Source organism: Haloarcula halophila (assembly GCF_029278565.1).
In the GTDB taxonomy this organism is placed as follows: Archaea; Halobacteriota; Halobacteria; order Halobacteriales; family Haloarculaceae; genus Haloarcula; species Haloarcula halophila.
The window spans coordinates 1,103,314-1,118,293 of sequence record NZ_CP119559.1 but is presented as its reverse complement, the minus strand read 5'-3'; the positions used below and the strand labels follow the sequence as shown (position 1 = coordinate 1,118,293).

Below are 14,980 nucleotides of genomic sequence, written 5' to 3'. Positions count from 1 at the left end.
CCATCCCGCTTCAGAACAGCGCCGCGTCCGAATCGAGGACGCGGGCCGGCCCGCCGACCTCCCAGACGCGGGTGTCGACGCCACAGTCCGCGACCGCGGCCTCGACCTCGTCGACGTGGTCGGCGGTGGTGTTGATGTAGACGCTCGCGCCGGTGTCGACCGAGAAATAGACGGGCAGGTCCCGCTCCGTGCGCAGTTCGCGGACCGTGTTGAAGATCTCGATCGTCCGGGGTTGCCAGTAGACCCAGCCGGCGGGCCCGGTCATCGTCGTCGCCGCCAGCGACAGGGAGTCGTGCTCGGCCAACTCGAACGCCCGGTCGAAGTCGGTGTCGTAGAGCGCGTCGCGCATGTCCGAGATCTGTCCGTGGATGTGGGCCATCCGTGCCTCGAACATGTGGCTGTCGGCGGCCTCCTCGTGTGCGGCCTCCGTTTCCTTGTACGAGGGGACCATCCCGGCGACGATCCGGAGGTCGTCGTCCAGGTCGGTCTCGATGCGCTCGCTCCGGCAGTCCTTGTCGTTCATGCCCGTCCGGAGGTGCGAGAACGCGCCCGTGACTGCCCGGGCGGCCGAGGAGGAGCCACGTCGGGCGACCGTCGAGATCTCCGGGCGAGTCATGTCGAGGCCGGCGGCCTCGACCAGTGCCATCGCCGCCGCGGCGAAGCCCGACGACGAGGAGCCAAAGCCGATGTTGGTCGGGAAGTTGTTCGTCGACTCGAAGCGGACGCCGTGGTCGATGCCCGCCACCTCCCGGACGTGGTCGACGACGGCGTCGATCCGCTCGGCGCCCCGGCCCTCGACCGGTTCGCCGTCGATGACGTAGCTGTCCTCGGTCCGGTCGGGCTCGAACTCGACGGTCGTCTTCGAGTGACTCGGTGCCGTACAGACGGAGATGCTGTCGTGGTACGGGAGGCGAAGCTCCTCGTCGCGCATCCCGTGGTACTTGACCAACCCCTGGATCGGGTGGGCCTTCGCGGTCGCTTTCATACCTCACCCTTCCGGGCCGGTCACTTTGCTATTGCGAACCGCTACCGGCGGCTCGGTCAGTCCTGTCCCTCGATCCCGGCGTCGGGGGCGTTGGTCTTGCCGCTCTCGATGCACTGTTCGGCCTTGCTGGCGTAGCTGTCGGCGATGATGGTACCGGTGTCGTGACGGAGCCGCCACCGCCAGTCGTCGGCCGATCTCTGCTCAGTAATCGGGGTTCTCCTCCCGGACGCCTTCGCGCTTGTTCACCAGGCGCGCGAGGGTAAACAGCGCGTCCGAGAGCCGGTTGAGGTAGACGATCGCCGTCTCGTTGACGACGGCCTCCTCGGCGGCCAGCGAGACCGACCGTCGCTCCGCACGGCGACAGACCGCTCGTGCGTGGTGGAGCTTCGCGCCCGGTACCGATCCCGAAGGGAGGATAAACGACTCCAGGGGGTCCAGTTCCTCGTCGGCCTCGTCGATGATCGCCTCGATCTCCTCGACGTGGGCCTCGGTGAGCCGCGGGTCGCCCTCCTCTGGCTGGGGGTTCGCGAAGTCCGCCTGGATGATGTGGAGGTGGTTCTGGACCGCCCGGAGCTTCTCGTCGATGTCGTCGTGGCCGGTCGGCCGCACGACGCCGACGAGGGCGTTTACCTCGTCGACAGTGCCGTAGGCCTCGATGCGGCGGCTGTCCTTCGAGACGCGCTCCATGTTCCGGAGGTCGGTCTGGCCCTGATCGCCGCGGCCGGTGTAGATCGTCATAGCCGAGACTGGGGCTGCCACGACCTTATAGCCGTGCGTCGACGGGCCAGCCGACGGGTTACAGGCGGCGCTCCAGTTCCGAGAGTGCGGCCGGCGGGAGGTCGACGCTCGCTAGGAACGCGTCGCGCTGTGCCTGTTCGCCGTGGCCGGCGACGAAGCCGTTGAGGCGGGCGGCGACCGTCGAATCGACGAAGCCGTCACCGTACTGTTCGACGAGTTCGTCGCCCAGGATCGGCGTCGATCGGAGTTCGTACTTCTGGTGGGTCTCCTCCGCGAGGAAGAACGCCTCCAGGGGTTCGATCGGCGTCCGAACGGACTTGCCGGTCCGGTCGGCCAGTTCGTCCCGGGACCGTTCGGCGGCCGCCCGCTGGTCGTCGTCGTGGACGAGAATTACCCCGCGGTATTGGCGTTTGCGGGCCGCCGAGAACGGATCGTGACTGCGCCAGCAGACGTCCAGCAGGTCTGGATAGTCGAGTACGTCGGGATCGTACTCCACCTGGACGACTTCGGTGTGGTCGCCCAGCGAGTAGTAACTGGGAGCTGGCTCGGTGCCGCCGGCGTACCCCACGCGAGTCCGGACCACTCCCTCCATCGCGCCGAAGCGGGCGTCGGGACCCCAGAAACAGCCCAGTCCGAACGTCGCTGTTCGCGTCTCGCCGGGCGGCGGCGCTGCCTCGTCCGGGGCGAGCGCAGTCGTCCGGTCGGTCGTTCCCATATCCCTCCGTTGGCACCGGTGTCGGTTCCGTCCTTCGCTCCCGAAACCGGGAGCTTCAATTGTACCGACGTGAAACAGCCTGATATGAGCCTGGAACTCGAACACTACTGTCCGGAGTGTGACCAGTACTGTGACTTCTGGAAAGTCGCCAGCACGCGGATGCATCTCGGCAGGAAAGTCAAGTGGCACTGTCCGGAGTGTGACTACGGGTTCGTCCGCATCGACGGCGAGGTCGACACTGCACAGGTCGCGTAGTTCTATACTGCTATTGAGGGCTCTTAGCAGCGGTTTTGTTTGCCCTGTTCGACGGTCGGGACGAGCCATGTACTCCGATCCCGACTGGGTGACCGACGACCGCCAGCAATCACCCGAGGAGCCGACCGTCGAACTGCGATCGACGGTCGTCCACTACAGCGACGGCCCGGACCGCTGTACGGTGTACCCGCCCGATTGCCCCGAGACCGCCCGCCTCACGACCTGGCTCAGTGCCGACCGGAGCGCGTTCGTCGACCGCGACGTCATGCGGTGACCGGGAATTTATATTCGATGGTGACGACGTACGGGTAATGAGTATCGACGTGCTCCTGGTCGACGAAGACCGTGACGTGCTCGAAATCGTCGAGACGTTCCTGGGGCAGGAAGACGGGTTCGAGGTGACCGGCGAGACCGATCCCGAAGCAGCGCTCGAACGGATCGGTACCGAGGGGTACGACGCGGTCGTCAGCGACTACAAGATGCCGAAACTCGACGGGCTGGAACTCTGTTCGGCGCTCCGTGACCGCGGAAACGACATCCCTTTCCTCCTGTTTACCGCCCGTGAACTCGAAGACTTGGAGGGTGCAGCCGCGAAGGCGGGCGTCACGAACGTCGTGCAGAAGGGGACCGGGACCGAGCAGTACGGCGTGCTGGCCGACCACATCCGCGACGTGGTTTAACTGTCGGTCCGCGGGAGTCGGAGCCGAACGGTAGTCCCGTCGGCGTCGGCCTCGAACTCCACCGAACCGCCGTAGGAGTGTGTCACCCAGATGACGAGCCACAGCCCCAGACCGCTGCCGTGGGTCAACTGGGTGATCGACTCGTCCCCGGTGAGGACGTCCAGTTCGTGGTCGGGAATTCCCGGACCGTCGTCGACGACGGTCACCGTCACGGTTTCCGGGGCGACCGCGACGTCTAGCCGGACCGTCGAAGCGGGGCCGGTGTGCTCGATCGCGTTTTCGAGTAGCTCTTCGAGGACCCGATTGAAGCGCCCGTCGGCGGCGGTTACCGGCTGATCGGGGAGCGACGTATCGATGTCGACGCCGTACTGGTCGGCGACAGCGTCCGTGACCGACGCCGCGACCGACGGGACGTCGACCGGCTTGCTGCCGGCGTCCTCGCGGCGGACCGACTGCTCGATCTGGCGAGCCCGGTCGCTGAGCGAGGCGACTGCTTCGGCTTTCCGCTGGAGGCGATCCAGCAACGACGTCAGTTGCTCGTCGTCGACCCGGTCGCTTATCTCCTCTGCCAGCCCCAACACGACCGTCAGGTCGTTCCGGAGGTTGTGCCGCAACACTCTGTTGAGGACTTCGAGGCGACGTTCGCGCTCGCGTTGTTCCGTGATATCGGTGTAGATTCCGAACCCAGCGACGGTGTCGTCGTCCGACTGGGTGTAGGGGACACCCCGGAACAGGAAGTCGCGAGCGCCGTTTGCGGTCTGCCGGCGGACCTCCGCCTGGACTGTCTCGCCGTTCTCGGCCAGCTCATCGAGGTGAATGGCCTCCTCGCGGGCCTCCTCGCCCGGCGGGAGGATGAACTCGTTGATGTTCGACCCGATCACCTCGGTCCGGCTGAAGCCGAACACGTCGGAGAACGCGGCGTTGAGCGACTTCACGATCGGCTCACCGTCGACGAACTCGCTCTCGGTGACGGCGTCCGGGAGATTGTCGAAGAGATAGGTAAAGCGGTCCTGCTCCTCCTGGAGCTGTTCGCGGGCCTGCTTGAGATCGGTGAGGTCCCGCACGACGCCGACGGTCCCCCGGAAGCTCTCGCCGTCGACGAGAGAGACTTCGACCTCGGCCGGACGGCGGTCCCCCTGTGCCGTCGTCAGTTCCGTCTCCAGTTTGCTCCCGTCGGCCTCGCCCGCTCGCAGGTCACGGATCTCCCGTTCGAAGGCCGCAACCGCTCGATCGTCGAGGATCTGGTCGGGATGTGTGCCCAGCATCGTCTCGGGATCGAACCCCAGCCACTCGGCCAGCGGGTCCGTCACGAGTTGGAACCGGCCATCAGTGTCGAGGACGTACACCATGTCCCGGACGTTCTCGACGACCGTCTGGTAGCGCAACAGGTCCTGTTCGCGGGCGACACGGTCCAGTGCCGCGGCGGCGTTCGAGGCGAGGATCTCCGCGACCGATTCGTCGGTGTCGTCGAAGCCCTCGGCATCGTCGGTCCCGATGCTCATGACCCCGTGATCACCCAGCGGAACGTACATCGCGCCGGTGACGGGGATCGGCCCGTCGACGAGGTGGCTGTCGGTGAACTCGTCGAAGTCGTCGACCCTGACTGTCTCGCCCCGCTGGAACGCCCGGCCGGGAAGCCCCTCGTCGGCGTCGTACAGTGGCCGACCCGGTGCCTTCTCCGTCGCCGCGACGACTTCGAGTGTCCCCTCGTCCTCGTCGTACAGCCGGACCAGATTCATCTCGAAGCCGAGATCACGGTTGGCCGCATCGATGACTGTCTCCGCGACTTCTTCGGGGGTATGTGCCTGCATGAGCGCGCGGGTCGTCTCTAACAGCCCCGACAGCGCCTCGTCGCGACGGCGCTGTTCCGTGATGTCGTGGAAGTACACCGACAGACCGTTGTCCGAGGGGTAGACGGTGACCTGGAACCACTTGTCGATCGGCGGATAGTACGCCTCGAAGGTGGTCCGGCGCTGTGTCTCCATGGCGTTGTGGTAATGGCGGTAGAACTTCGAGTCGACGGCGTCCGGGAACATCTCCCAGAGGTTCTCGCCAAGCACTGTCTCCGCGTCCTTTCCGAGCACCTCCTCGGCACGGCTGTTGAAGAAGGTCAGCTCCCAACTGTCGTCGACGGCGAAGAACGCGTCCCCGACCCGTCGGAGGATCTGCTCGGTCCGTTCCTGGGCCAGTTCGAGTTCCTTCTCGCGCTCCTTTCGCTCGCTGATGTCGCGGATGACGCCGGCCGTCCCGACGAACTCGCCGTCGTCGTCCCGCAGGAGAGTCATGTGGTCTTCGGCCGGGAAACTGTCGCCGTCGGCCCGCTGGAGTTCGAGGTCGAAGGTGGCCTCGTCGTCGAGCGTGCCAAACAGCATCTCCCTGACGACAGTCACGGCCCGCTCGACCACCTCGTCGGTCTTGACGACGCTCGTGTGTGACCCCAGGAGTGCTTCTTCGGAGTAGCCTGTCAGATCGAGCATCGCCTCGTTGACGAACTCGAAGTTGCCCTCGTCGTCGAGGGCGTAGACGCCGTCGTCGACCGCCTCGATGATGTTCTCGTACCGTTCGAGTTCCGTCTCGTGCTCTCGGCGCTCGACTTCGCGGCTCACCCACTGGATGAGGACTTCGATGAAGGTCTGCTCGGCGTCGGAAAACGGTTCGGCGCGTGGTTCGTCGTCGGCGAAACACAGTGTCCCGTACAGTTCGCCGTCGACGTGGATCGCCCCGCCCATGTAACAGGCGATACCGCCCGTCCGGTACGGGATACTGTCTTCCCACCCTTCCTCGGCAGCGTCACGGATGCCGAGGGTCCCGCCGTCTTCGACGATGCGCCGACAGTACGTATGATCGAGGTCGACCGTGACCCCTTCCCGGACGATGTCGTGGTCCCCGACGAGGGTCTGGATCTCGTAGTCGTTCCCGTCGATCCGGCTCAGGTAGCCAAGCGACAGGCCGAGCCGGTCGGCACCCAGTCGGAGGACACGCTCGATCGTCTCCTGCTGAGTGAGCGTGTCGTTTGCGGCCAGTCGCGCGAGCTTCTGGAGGAACTCGTTGTTCGTTCTGAGCGCGGCCTCGCGCTCCCGCTGTTCCGTGATGTCGGTCGCGATGGTGACCAGCCGGGGCGCTTTGGCGTCCCGTTCCTCGATGACGCCGTTCGTGTAGAGCCACCGACTTTCGCCGTCGAGGTGGACCCGGAACTCCGATTCGAACTGATCGCCCCCCTCGCGTGCCTTCTGGAACTCCTCGCGGAGTCCCGGGCGGTCGTCGGGATGGACGCGTTCGAGGAACTCGGCCAGTGACCCGCCCGCTGTCTCAGACGGTGTATCGAACAGCGCAGCGGTCGCATCGTCCCACAGTAGCTCGTCGGTTCCGAGGTTCCACTCGTAGACGCCGGTATCGGTCCCGTCGAGCGCGAGATCGAGGCGTCTGTTGGTCTCTTCGAGGATCTCTTCACGCTCTTTCCGGTCCGAGATATCCCGGAGAACGCCGGTACAGAACCAGTCGTCGCTGTGTTCGAAGTCGCCGAAGGAGACGGCGACGGTCAACTCCTCGCCTGACGCGGTGACCAGGGGGAGTTCCAGGTAGTCCCAGTCGATCGTTCGCTCCCCGGTCCGGACGTACCTGTCGAGGCCGTCTTCGTGGGCCTGCTGTAGATGACCGGGGATGAGCTTCACGAACGGTTCGCCGATCAGTTCGTCCCGGTCGTAGCCGGTCAACTCGATCAGCGAGTCGTTCGCGTAGGTGATCCGGCTGTCGGCGTCGATCGTGACGACTGCGTCGTTGATGCTCCCGGCGATCGCCTCGAACGAGTCGTCGAACGTCGCAGGCAGGGGTTGGCTCTCGTCGTCGCCGATGCGGTGCGCATCGATGCGTTCGGCGAGGTCAGTCTCGTTTCGCGGCACGTACTCGGTTGCGCCGGCGCGGGTCGCCTCGGCTGCGACACGACCGTCCGGGCGGTCCGTACAGTAGAGGATAGGGACGGACGCGTCCGTCTGCCGGAGGGAAGCCACGACGTCGAGGCCGGTTTCGGCTCCGTCGAGTTCGTGTTCACAGACGATTACCTCCGGAGAGTCCTCGGACAGACGTTCTACCGCCGCTGCCGACGACGAAACCACTACCAACCCGTCTACCGACAGTGTGGGTGCCCCCCAGTCCGACGGCCGGACGTACAGGACATCGACTTCCTCCGACATACTGCGAATACACGTAGGAGCAGCGCGAGATACATATACTCCTCGGCGTCGTTATCAGCGCCGAAAGTTGGCCCGCAGTATTGCGGTTCGCTGTCCGGCGGACAGTCGAACCCGATGGTCGTCAAGGATAAACCGCTCTTCGCGATAGAAAACCGGTGACGGTGAGCCGACACACGGTTTAGGGCTGTCGAGCCCGAACAGTCGGCTATGTCACTGCGACAATTCGCCCTCTGTCTGGTCGTCGTCCTCTCGGTCGTCGTCGCTGCCGGCCCCGCGACAGCACAGACGAGCGAAACCGACACACACGTCGTCGCGGCCGACGGGGGCGGCGAGTTCCGGACGATCAGTGGTGCTCTCGCGGTCGCCGACGACGGTGACACCGTCGAGGTCCGTCCCGGTGTCTACCGCGAGCGCGTGACCGTCAGCGATACCGTCACGCTCGTCGCACCCGACGGTGCAGTCCTCGACGGCGGACAGTTCACCAACAGCACGGCTGTCAACCTCGGGAACTCGACCGACGCGACGATCCGTGGGTTCACGATCCGGCACTACACGGTCGGTATCTGGGCCAACGGGACCGCCGGCGATTGGACCGTCACGAACGTCAGCGTGATCGGCGGGACGGTCGGGATCGAGGCCAGCAACGCCACCGGCGACTGGACGGTCGCGAACACGACTGTCGCCGCCACGACTAACGACGCGCTGTATGCCGCCCGGTCGAGCGGCGAGTGGACGATCACTGACAGCCGGTTCGACGCGCCCGGCGGTGACGGGATCGACGCGACCCGGACAACTGGGGACTGGCGGGTCGGCGACGCTGTCGTCACGCAGGCGGAGACCGACGGAATCGATGCCACCGGCGCGACGGGCGACTGGGCAGTGACCGATAGCAGGATCAGCGACGCCGAACGCGGGCTGAAAGCCATCCGATCGGACGGCGATTGGCGAGCGACGACGGTAACCGTCCGGGACAGCCCCGTCGGGATCACGGCCCCGCAGGCGACGGGTGCGTGGACGATCACCGACGCCGACGTCCAGGGAAGCGGTGTCGCTGTCTTCGTCGGCCGGACCACCGGTTCCTGGACGATCGAAGGGAGTCGTCTCGGCGGTGGTATCCGCGGCGTCTACGCGTTCGGGACCCGGGGTCCCTGGACGATCCGGGACACCGCAGTCACGACGAACGATTCGCCCGAGGCTGTCGGTGTCGACACCCGCGAGGCGACGGGTGACTGGCGGACACAGAACGTCTCTGTTCGGGTTGCTGGGTCGTAGTCTCTATGCCGTCCTGCGTTCCTGCTCGAACCAACTGTCGTCGCGGTCTTCCGGTGGTAACTGCGTTTGCTATCGCGAATACCGATTTATCGACGGCAGGGCGAAACAGCACATTGAAATCAGCCCACGCGGGAGAGAGCCGTATGAGACTGTTGCGACGACTGCGTGGCACCGCCGAAGAGCGCACACGGGTCGGGCTGTTCGTCGACGGCCCCAACGTCCTCCGGAGCGAATTCGACGTGGACTTAGACGACGTGCGACTCCTCGCGGAGTCGTACGGGCCGTTGGTGACGACGCAACTCTATCTCGACGAGAACGCCTCACCGGGGCTCATCCAGGCCGGGGAGGCCCGGGGGTTCGCGGTCGTCACGACGAGCGGCGACGTCGACGTGCGACTCGCGGTCGACGCCACGGCGGCGGCGGTCGACGATCGCATCGACGTGTTGGTGATCGCCTCCCGGGATACGGATTTCAAGCCCGTCATGGAAGCCGCCGCGCGAGAGGGCGTTCGGACTGTGGCTGTCGCACCGGGCGAACACGGGCGCTCCGATGCCCTCCGGAACGCCGCACAGGACGCCCTCTCGCTGGACGGGGACGTCGAATAGGTTTTACCTGGGGCCGTCCGACCCCCGAACATGGAGATCGAGGAGACGCCGGTTCTGGACAACCACTTGCATCTCGATCCAGTCCAGGGGCGCAACACCGAGGCTGCCGAGGAGTTCGCCGACCACGGCGGGACTCACCTGCTCGTGTTGAACAAACCCTCCTGGCATCTGGTCGAGGCCGCGACCGACGAGGGGACGTTCCGCGAGGCGTTCGACCTGACCGTCGAGGCGGTCGCGGACGCGACGGACGTCCTCCCGGGGCGGGCCTGGCCGGTCCTGGGCGTCCACCCGGCGCTGATCTCGCGGCTCGTCGACGAGGGATACACGCCCGAGGAGGCACGGGACATCATGCAGGCCGGACTCGACGTGGCCGCCGAGTACGTCACCGACGGCCCGGCCCTGGCGATCAAGTCCGGCCGACCGCACTACGACGTCGACGACGACGTCTGGGCGGCCTCGAACGAGGTGATGCGCCACGGGTTCGCGCTCGCGGCCGACGGGGAGTTCGCCATCCAGCTCCACACCGAGGGCGGCGAGGACTTCGAGGCTGTCGCACAGTGGGCGGAGGCAGAAGGACTCGACCGCCGCCAGGTCGTCAAACACTACTCCGGTGGGCGGTTGCGCGGGCCGACCAAGTCGGTGCTCGCGGACAAAGACGAGATCGAGACGGCCATCGAGGAGGACGATCCGTTCTTCTTAGAGACCGACTACATCGACGATCCGGAACGGCCGGGTGCGGTACTGGGGCCGAAGACGGTCCCTCGACGAGTGCGGTGGCTCTTGGAGAACGGACAGGACGACGCGGTCAGAACTGCCTGCGTGGAGACGCCGAAAGCGGTCTACGGCATCGACACGGAGGCGACGCTCGCGGACTGACGATCAGCCGAACTTGCCGGTGATGTAGTCCTCAACGCGCTGGCTCTCGGGGTTCTCGAAGATCTTGTCGGTGTCGTCGAACTCGACGAGTTCGCCGCCGGTGAGGAAGACGGCCGTTTTATCCGAGATCCGGGCGGCCTGCTGCATGTTGTGGGTGACGATGACGACGGTGTACTCCGTCGCGAGTTCCTCGATGAGGTCCTCGATCTGTGAGGTGGCGATGGGATCGAGCGCGGAGGCGGGTTCGTCCATCAGGACGACCTCCGGGTCGACGGCGATCGCGCGGGCGATACAGAGCCGCTGTTGTTGCCCCCCGGAGAGATCCAGCGCGGAGTCGTCGAGGCGGTCCTTGACCTCGTCCCACAGCGCGGCCTTCTTCAGGGACTCCTCGACGACCGCGTCGATATCGTCGGTCTTGTCCTGGATGCGCAGCCCGTAGGCGACGTTGTCGTAGATGCTCTTGGGGAAGGGGTTGGGGTGTTGGAAGACCATCCCGATCCGGCGGCGCAGGGCCACCGGATCGACGTCGCTGTCGTAGACGTTTTTCCCCTTGAAGGTGAGTTCGCCTTCGACGCGCGCGATGTCGATGAGGTCGTTCATGCGGTTGATACACCGCAGGAACGTCGACTTCCCACAACCCGAGGGACCGATCATCGCGGTGACCCGGTTCTCGGGGATCGCGAGATCGACCGCCTGGAGCGCCTGGGTCTCACCGTAGAAGACGTCCAGATCCCGAGATTCGATGACCGTCGCGGTCGACGGCGGTCGCTCGCGGGTCGTCTCGTCGAGACCGCCGGTTCCGGGCTCGGTTTCGACGAACCCGCTCTCGTCTGTCTCCCCGTCCGTGTCGCTTGCCATGTCTTGTTGTGTCATTAGTTGGCCTCCTGTTGGTATTTGTTGCGTACGAGGATCGCGACGGAGTTCATCGTCAGCAGGACGATCAACAGCGTCACGACCCCAGCGGCGACGACCCCGTATCGGAAGTCAGCAGAGGGCTGGAACGCCCAGGCGTAGATCTGCATCGGCATCGCGGTGAGTTTCCCGAACAGGCCCGAGGGCGGAGTGAATTTCGTCGTCGCCACCCCGATCATGATCAGCGGGGCTGTCTCTCCGATGGCCCGACCCAACGCGAGGATCGTTCCGGTCAGAATGCCCGGCAGTGACCGTGGGAGGACGACGTTCCGGATCGTCTGCCACCGGGTCGCCCCCATCCCGTAGGAGGCCTGTCGGAGCGAGTCCGGCACCGACCGGATCGCCTCCTGGGCGGAGATGACGACGATCGGGAGGATCAACAGCGAAATCGTCATCGAGGCCGTCAGCACCGTTCCGACGCCGAACCCGCCGTAGGACACCGGACCGAACTGGGCGTTGATGTTGACGAACACGCCCAGTCCGAGCAGTCCGTAGACGACCGAGGGGACGCCGGCCAGGTTCGAGATGTTCACGTTGACGATCCGGGTGAGGGTCCCGAGGAGCCCGTTCGCGGGCGCGTACTCTTCGAGGTAGATTGCCGTCCCGACTCCGAAGACGAACGTGAACACGCTGACGAGCGCGATCAGGAACACCGAGCCGATGATCGCCGGGTAGAGACCGGCTTCGGCGGCGTTCGTGATCGCCGGCGGACTGGTGACGAACTGCCAGTCGAACCAGGGTGACGGCTCGGTCGCGCCGATGGTATCCACGACAGTCTCACCCAGCAGGAAGCCGACGACGGCGATGACGGGCAGTGCGAAGGCCCCCCACCGTTCGCGCTGACGGACCGTGTTGGCAATCGCGAAGCCGACCGGGAGCCCGAACATCACGAGGGCGATGAGCCAGACGGAGCGAGAGACGACCGGAACCATATCGACGATCGGGACGGCGCCGATCGCGAGCACGGGCAGTGTGGCCCCGGCCAGGAGACTCCGACGGCGACCGAGGCCGAGTCGGTCCTCAGCCAGGAACGCGACGACCCCCGATGCGGGGAGGACGAGCGAGAGGAAGTAGACGCCGGGGCCACCGAGCATCGCCCCCAGGCCCGACAGCGGACCGAGCGCGAGCGTCCCGACGATCGGGCCGAGGACGACCGTTCCGAGCATCCCCAGGCCGACCCAGGTCGCGCCCCGGTCGTACTGGCCGTAGACGAACAGTCCGAGGGTCGGGCCGAGGACGGTCAGGAAGTACGCGAACCAGACCGCCGGCGAGGTGATGATATCGAGGACGATGACGGCCGCGACGGTCAGCATGAGTCCCCCCAGTGCGAGGCTGACCAGTTCGAAGGCACCGACCGCGACCGCCGGCCGTGCTCTCGCGTACAGCCCGAAGCCCACCAGCGGCACCAGCAGTGTCGCGGTGTAGGCGAGATACCAGCCGACACCGGCGCTATCTAGCCCCATCGCGTCCCAGAAAACGTACGCCAGTAACGCGCCCAGCGCGAGGATTCCGACGATCGACGCGACGAACGCGACGGTCTTGAAGACGATATCCTTGACGCGACTGACCTCCCCGAACTCTGTCTCTGTCTGTGTCTGTGTAGCCATTACTCGTAGACCTCCCGGTACCGACTGGCGACGAGGTTACTGACGACGTTCATCGACAGCGTGATCACGAAGAGGGTGATCCCGATGGCGAACAGCGACTGGTAGGCCGTCGACCCGCCGCCGATGTCGCCACCGGCGATCTGGACCATCGAGGCGGTCATCGTCGCCGAACTCTCGGCGTACAACCCGAGGATGTCCGCCGGCGCGACGTAGGGGACGCCGAACGCGGACTTGACCGGCGGGATATCCGGCGGCTGTGAGCCCGCAGCGACGACGACGGCCATCGTCTCGCCGATGGCCCGCGAGACCGCGAGGATGAACGAGGAGGCGATGCCAGAGACGGCCGCCGGGACCACGATGGTCAGCGAGACGTTGAACTTCGTCGCGCCGAGCCCGTAACCGGCCTCCCGCAGCGAGTCGGGGACGGAGCTCATCGCGTCCTCGCTGATCGAGGAGACCATCGGGATGATCATGATACCGACGACGATCGAGGCCGACAGCGCGTTGAACAGGCCAAGCGTCGGCAGCCCGAGCCCGAGGAACCCGTTCAGAGCGTTGATGAGAACGTTCAGTGCAGGGGTGATGTAGACCAGCGCGAAGTAGCCGTAGACGACCGTCGGGACGCCGGCAAGCACCTCCAGCATCGGTTTGAGGATCGACCGGGTTCGATCGCTGGCGTACTCGCTGATGTAGATCGCCGTCAACAGCCCGATCGGGAGCGCGAGCACTGCCGCCCCGACTGTGATGAGTAACGTCCCGAGAACGAGCGGGAGGACACCGAACGCGATCGGTTCGAGATTGGGCTGGAAGGTCGTTCCCGTCAGGAAATCCACGATCGGATAGGCCGCGAAAAACTCCGTCGCATCGAGCAACAGGACAGCGATGATACTCACCGTCGTCAGAATAGATAACACAGCACAGCCCGCCAGAGCGTATTTGTAGGCCGACTCCCGGACCGTCCTGAATCCCCGGTCGCCCGACAGGTCCGGGGTCTGTCCCTCGTTGCTCATCGTACTCGTTGGTCCCTATATCTGGTCGTGGCAAAAAGGGCTCGAAGTGTGTCCATAGTTCTATTGTGGCTGTATAGCTGGCTATGATACGGTTGGCCGAAGGGCGGGTCTACTGGACTTCGTCGATGACGCTGTTGAGCGCGTCGAGTTCGGACTGCATCGTCTCCTGGGTCTTGGGGACGTAGCCGATCTCGTCGGCGATGAGCGAGGAGTTGGCGCTCTGTTCGACGTAGTAACGGGCGAACTCGGCGACGTGTTCCTCGGCCAGAGCGCTCTTTCGCGGGTAGGTGAACAACGGCCGCGAGAGGGGCTGGTAGGACCCTTCCTTGGCGGTCTGGAGCGATGGTTTCACACAGCCGCTGCCGTCGTCGATGCCCAGGGCCTTGACCGAGTCGGTGTTGCCCTGGTAGTAGGCGAACCCGAAGTAGCCGATCCCGTACTGGTCCTGCTGGACGCCCTGGAGGATGATGTTGTCCTGCTCGGTGGCCTCGTAGTCGCTGGTGTGGTTGGCTTCCTCGCCCAGGATCGCCTCGTTGAAATAGTCGAAGGTTCCCGAGGTGTCGGCCGCGCCGAACCGGTTGATCGGCTGGTCGGGCCAGCTACTGTCGACATCCGACCACTGGGAGGCGCCGTCGGCCCGCCAGATCTGTCTGAGCTGGTCCGGGGTCATGCAGTCGACCCAGTCGTTCTCGTTGTTGACGATGACCGTCAGCGCATCTGTTGCGACGTTGATCTCGTGGTATTCGATTCCGTTCTCCGAACAGAGTTCTTCCTCTTCGCTCTTGATCGGCCGCGAGGCGTTGTTGAACTCCGCGTTACCGACACAGAAGTGGTTGCTGAAGCCGCCGCCGGACCCAGTGGGGGAGACGCTGATGTCGACACCGTCGTGTTCCTGCTGGAACCGGTTGGCCACGGCGACTGCGACCGGGTACACCGTGCTGCTTCCGGTGATCGTAATTTCGCCCGAGAGTCCGCTCGATCCCGATCCGGAGCTTCCACCGTTACCGCTGCCGCCACCGTCTCCGCTACCCGAGGGGCCTTCCGTACAGCCGGCCAGTGCGATGGCGCCGGCGGCGCCAGTACCTGTCAGGAAGCGACGACGCGAGATACCGCGGGTCGGTTTGTCCGTCATCAT

Annotated in this window: 15 protein-coding genes; 6 read left to right on the top strand and 9 right to left on the bottom strand. The window is 65.4% G+C overall.

The annotated features are described in order from the left end of the window. Positions 1–10 precede the first annotated feature (10 nt). The 4 genes from mvaD to msrA are packed head-to-tail and all read right to left on the bottom strand — an operon-like array spanning position 11 to position 2,438. On the bottom strand, positions 11–985 hold the full coding sequence (gene mvaD / locus P0204_RS05895) for a phosphomevalonate decarboxylase MvaD (RefSeq protein WP_276222520.1): 975 nt from the start codon (positions 983–985) through the stop codon (positions 11–13). 56 nt (positions 986–1,041) lie between these two features. Further along, a complete protein-coding gene (locus tag P0204_RS21055) occupies positions 1,042–1,194 on the bottom strand; it encodes a YegP family protein (protein ID WP_379801718.1) in 153 nt (50 codons plus the stop codon). Further along, positions 1,187–1,723, bottom strand: coding sequence for a cob(I)yrinic acid a,c-diamide adenosyltransferase (locus tag P0204_RS05885; RefSeq protein WP_276222518.1), 537 nt, complete (start codon positions 1,721–1,723; stop codon positions 1,187–1,189). Before P0204_RS05885 ends, P0204_RS21055 begins: the two co-directional genes overlap by 8 nt. Before the next feature lie 58 nt (positions 1,724–1,781). Continuing rightward, on the bottom strand, positions 1,782–2,438 hold the full coding sequence (gene msrA / locus P0204_RS05880) for a peptide-methionine (S)-S-oxide reductase MsrA (protein ID WP_276222516.1): 657 nt from the start codon (positions 2,436–2,438) through the stop codon (positions 1,782–1,784). Between the two features lie 84 nt (positions 2,439–2,522). On the opposite strand from msrA, the gene P0204_RS05875 reads away from it, so the two are divergent. From P0204_RS05875 to P0204_RS05865, 3 genes are all read left to right on the top strand, one after another. Continuing rightward, positions 2,523–2,693: a DUF7838 family putative zinc beta-ribbon protein gene (locus P0204_RS05875; protein WP_276222515.1), complete on the top strand. Its 171-nt coding sequence runs from the start codon at positions 2,523–2,525 to the stop codon at positions 2,691–2,693. A 67-nt stretch (positions 2,694–2,760) separates the two neighbouring features. Further along, a complete protein-coding gene (locus P0204_RS05870; protein WP_276222513.1) occupies positions 2,761–2,967 on the top strand; it encodes a DUF7511 domain-containing protein in 207 nt (68 codons plus the stop codon). Positions 2,968–3,004: 37 nt separating this feature from the next. Further along, positions 3,005–3,373 (top strand): response regulator, encoded by a 369-nt coding sequence (locus tag P0204_RS05865; protein WP_276222511.1) that lies wholly within the window; start codon positions 3,005–3,007, stop codon positions 3,371–3,373. Here P0204_RS05865 and P0204_RS05860 read toward each other — a convergent pair. Then, positions 3,370–7,563, bottom strand: a complete 4,194-nt coding sequence (locus tag P0204_RS05860; protein ID WP_276222510.1) for a PAS domain S-box protein — start codon at positions 7,561–7,563, stop codon at positions 3,370–3,372. The genes P0204_RS05865 and P0204_RS05860 overlap by 4 nt on opposite strands. A gap of 207 nt (positions 7,564–7,770) precedes the next feature. Here P0204_RS05860 and P0204_RS05855 point away from each other — a divergent pair, with 207 nt between their 5' ends. The 3 genes from P0204_RS05855 (at position 7,771) to P0204_RS05845 (ending at position 10,316) form a co-directional block, all read left to right on the top strand. Next, complete coding sequence (locus P0204_RS05855; protein WP_276222509.1) at positions 7,771–8,835, top strand: NosD domain-containing protein; 1,065 nt, start codon at positions 7,771–7,773, stop codon at positions 8,833–8,835. 143 nt (positions 8,836–8,978) lie between these two features. Next, entirely contained in the window at positions 8,979–9,440 is a 462-nt protein-coding gene (locus P0204_RS05850) for an NYN domain-containing protein (protein ID WP_276222507.1), read from the top strand. A gap of 30 nt (positions 9,441–9,470) precedes the next feature. Then, entirely contained in the window at positions 9,471–10,316 is an 846-nt protein-coding gene (locus P0204_RS05845; protein WP_276222505.1) for a TatD family hydrolase, read from the top strand. 3 nt (positions 10,317–10,319) lie between these two features. Here P0204_RS05845 and pstB read toward each other — a convergent pair whose 3' ends face one another. The 4 genes from pstB to P0204_RS05825 all read right to left on the bottom strand — a co-directional run bounded on the left by pstB (position 10,320) and on the right by P0204_RS05825 (position 14,977). Continuing rightward, on the bottom strand, positions 10,320–11,189 hold the full coding sequence (gene pstB / locus P0204_RS05840) for a phosphate ABC transporter ATP-binding protein PstB (protein WP_276222503.1): 870 nt from the start codon (positions 11,187–11,189) through the stop codon (positions 10,320–10,322). Further along, positions 11,189–12,835 (bottom strand): phosphate ABC transporter permease PstA, encoded by a 1,647-nt coding sequence (pstA, locus tag P0204_RS05835; protein ID WP_276222501.1) that lies wholly within the window; start codon positions 12,833–12,835, stop codon positions 11,189–11,191. The genes pstB and pstA overlap by 1 nt, the downstream gene beginning before the upstream one ends. Next, positions 12,835–13,845, bottom strand: a complete 1,011-nt coding sequence (gene pstC, locus P0204_RS05830) for a phosphate ABC transporter permease subunit PstC (RefSeq protein ID WP_276222499.1) — start codon at positions 13,843–13,845, stop codon at positions 12,835–12,837. Before pstC ends, pstA begins: the two co-directional genes overlap by 1 nt. 109 nt (positions 13,846–13,954) lie before the next feature. Next, positions 13,955–14,977, bottom strand: a complete 1,023-nt coding sequence (locus P0204_RS05825; protein WP_276222497.1) for a PstS family phosphate ABC transporter substrate-binding protein — start codon at positions 14,975–14,977, stop codon at positions 13,955–13,957. Positions 14,978–14,980 lie beyond the last annotated feature (3 nt).

Excerpts from the sequence above, each read along its gene's own strand:
- P0204_RS05850 (WP_276222507.1), top strand. The coding sequence starts at position 8,979 with ATGAGACTGTTGCGACGACTGCGTGGCACCGCCGAAGAGCGCACACGG.
- P0204_RS05825 (WP_276222497.1), bottom strand. The coding sequence starts at position 14,977 with ATGACGGACAAACCGACCCGCGGTATCTCGCGTCGTCGCTTCCTGACA.
- pstC (WP_276222499.1), bottom strand. The coding sequence starts at position 13,845 with ATGAGCAACGAGGGACAGACCCCGGACCTGTCGGGCGACCGGGGATTC.
- pstB (WP_276222503.1), bottom strand. The coding sequence starts at position 11,189 with ATGACACAACAAGACATGGCAAGCGACACGGACGGGGAGACAGACGAG.
- P0204_RS05855 (WP_276222509.1), top strand. The coding sequence starts at position 7,771 with ATGTCACTGCGACAATTCGCCCTCTGTCTGGTCGTCGTCCTCTCGGTC.
- P0204_RS05875 (WP_276222515.1), top strand. The coding sequence starts at position 2,523 with ATGAGCCTGGAACTCGAACACTACTGTCCGGAGTGTGACCAGTACTGT.
- msrA (WP_276222516.1), bottom strand. The coding sequence starts at position 2,438 with ATGGGAACGACCGACCGGACGACTGCGCTCGCCCCGGACGAGGCAGCG.
- mvaD (WP_276222520.1), bottom strand. The coding sequence starts at position 985 with ATGAAAGCGACCGCGAAGGCCCACCCGATCCAGGGGTTGGTCAAGTAC.
- P0204_RS05860 (WP_276222510.1), bottom strand. The coding sequence starts at position 7,563 with ATGTCGGAGGAAGTCGATGTCCTGTACGTCCGGCCGTCGGACTGGGGG.
- pstA (WP_276222501.1), bottom strand. The coding sequence starts at position 12,835 with ATGGCTACACAGACACAGACAGAGACAGAGTTCGGGGAGGTCAGTCGC.
- P0204_RS05845 (WP_276222505.1), top strand. The coding sequence starts at position 9,471 with ATGGAGATCGAGGAGACGCCGGTTCTGGACAACCACTTGCATCTCGAT.
- P0204_RS05870 (WP_276222513.1), top strand. The coding sequence starts at position 2,761 with ATGTACTCCGATCCCGACTGGGTGACCGACGACCGCCAGCAATCACCC.
- P0204_RS05885 (WP_276222518.1), bottom strand. The coding sequence starts at position 1,723 with ATGACGATCTACACCGGCCGCGGCGATCAGGGCCAGACCGACCTCCGG.
- P0204_RS05865 (WP_276222511.1), top strand. The coding sequence starts at position 3,005 with ATGAGTATCGACGTGCTCCTGGTCGACGAAGACCGTGACGTGCTCGAA.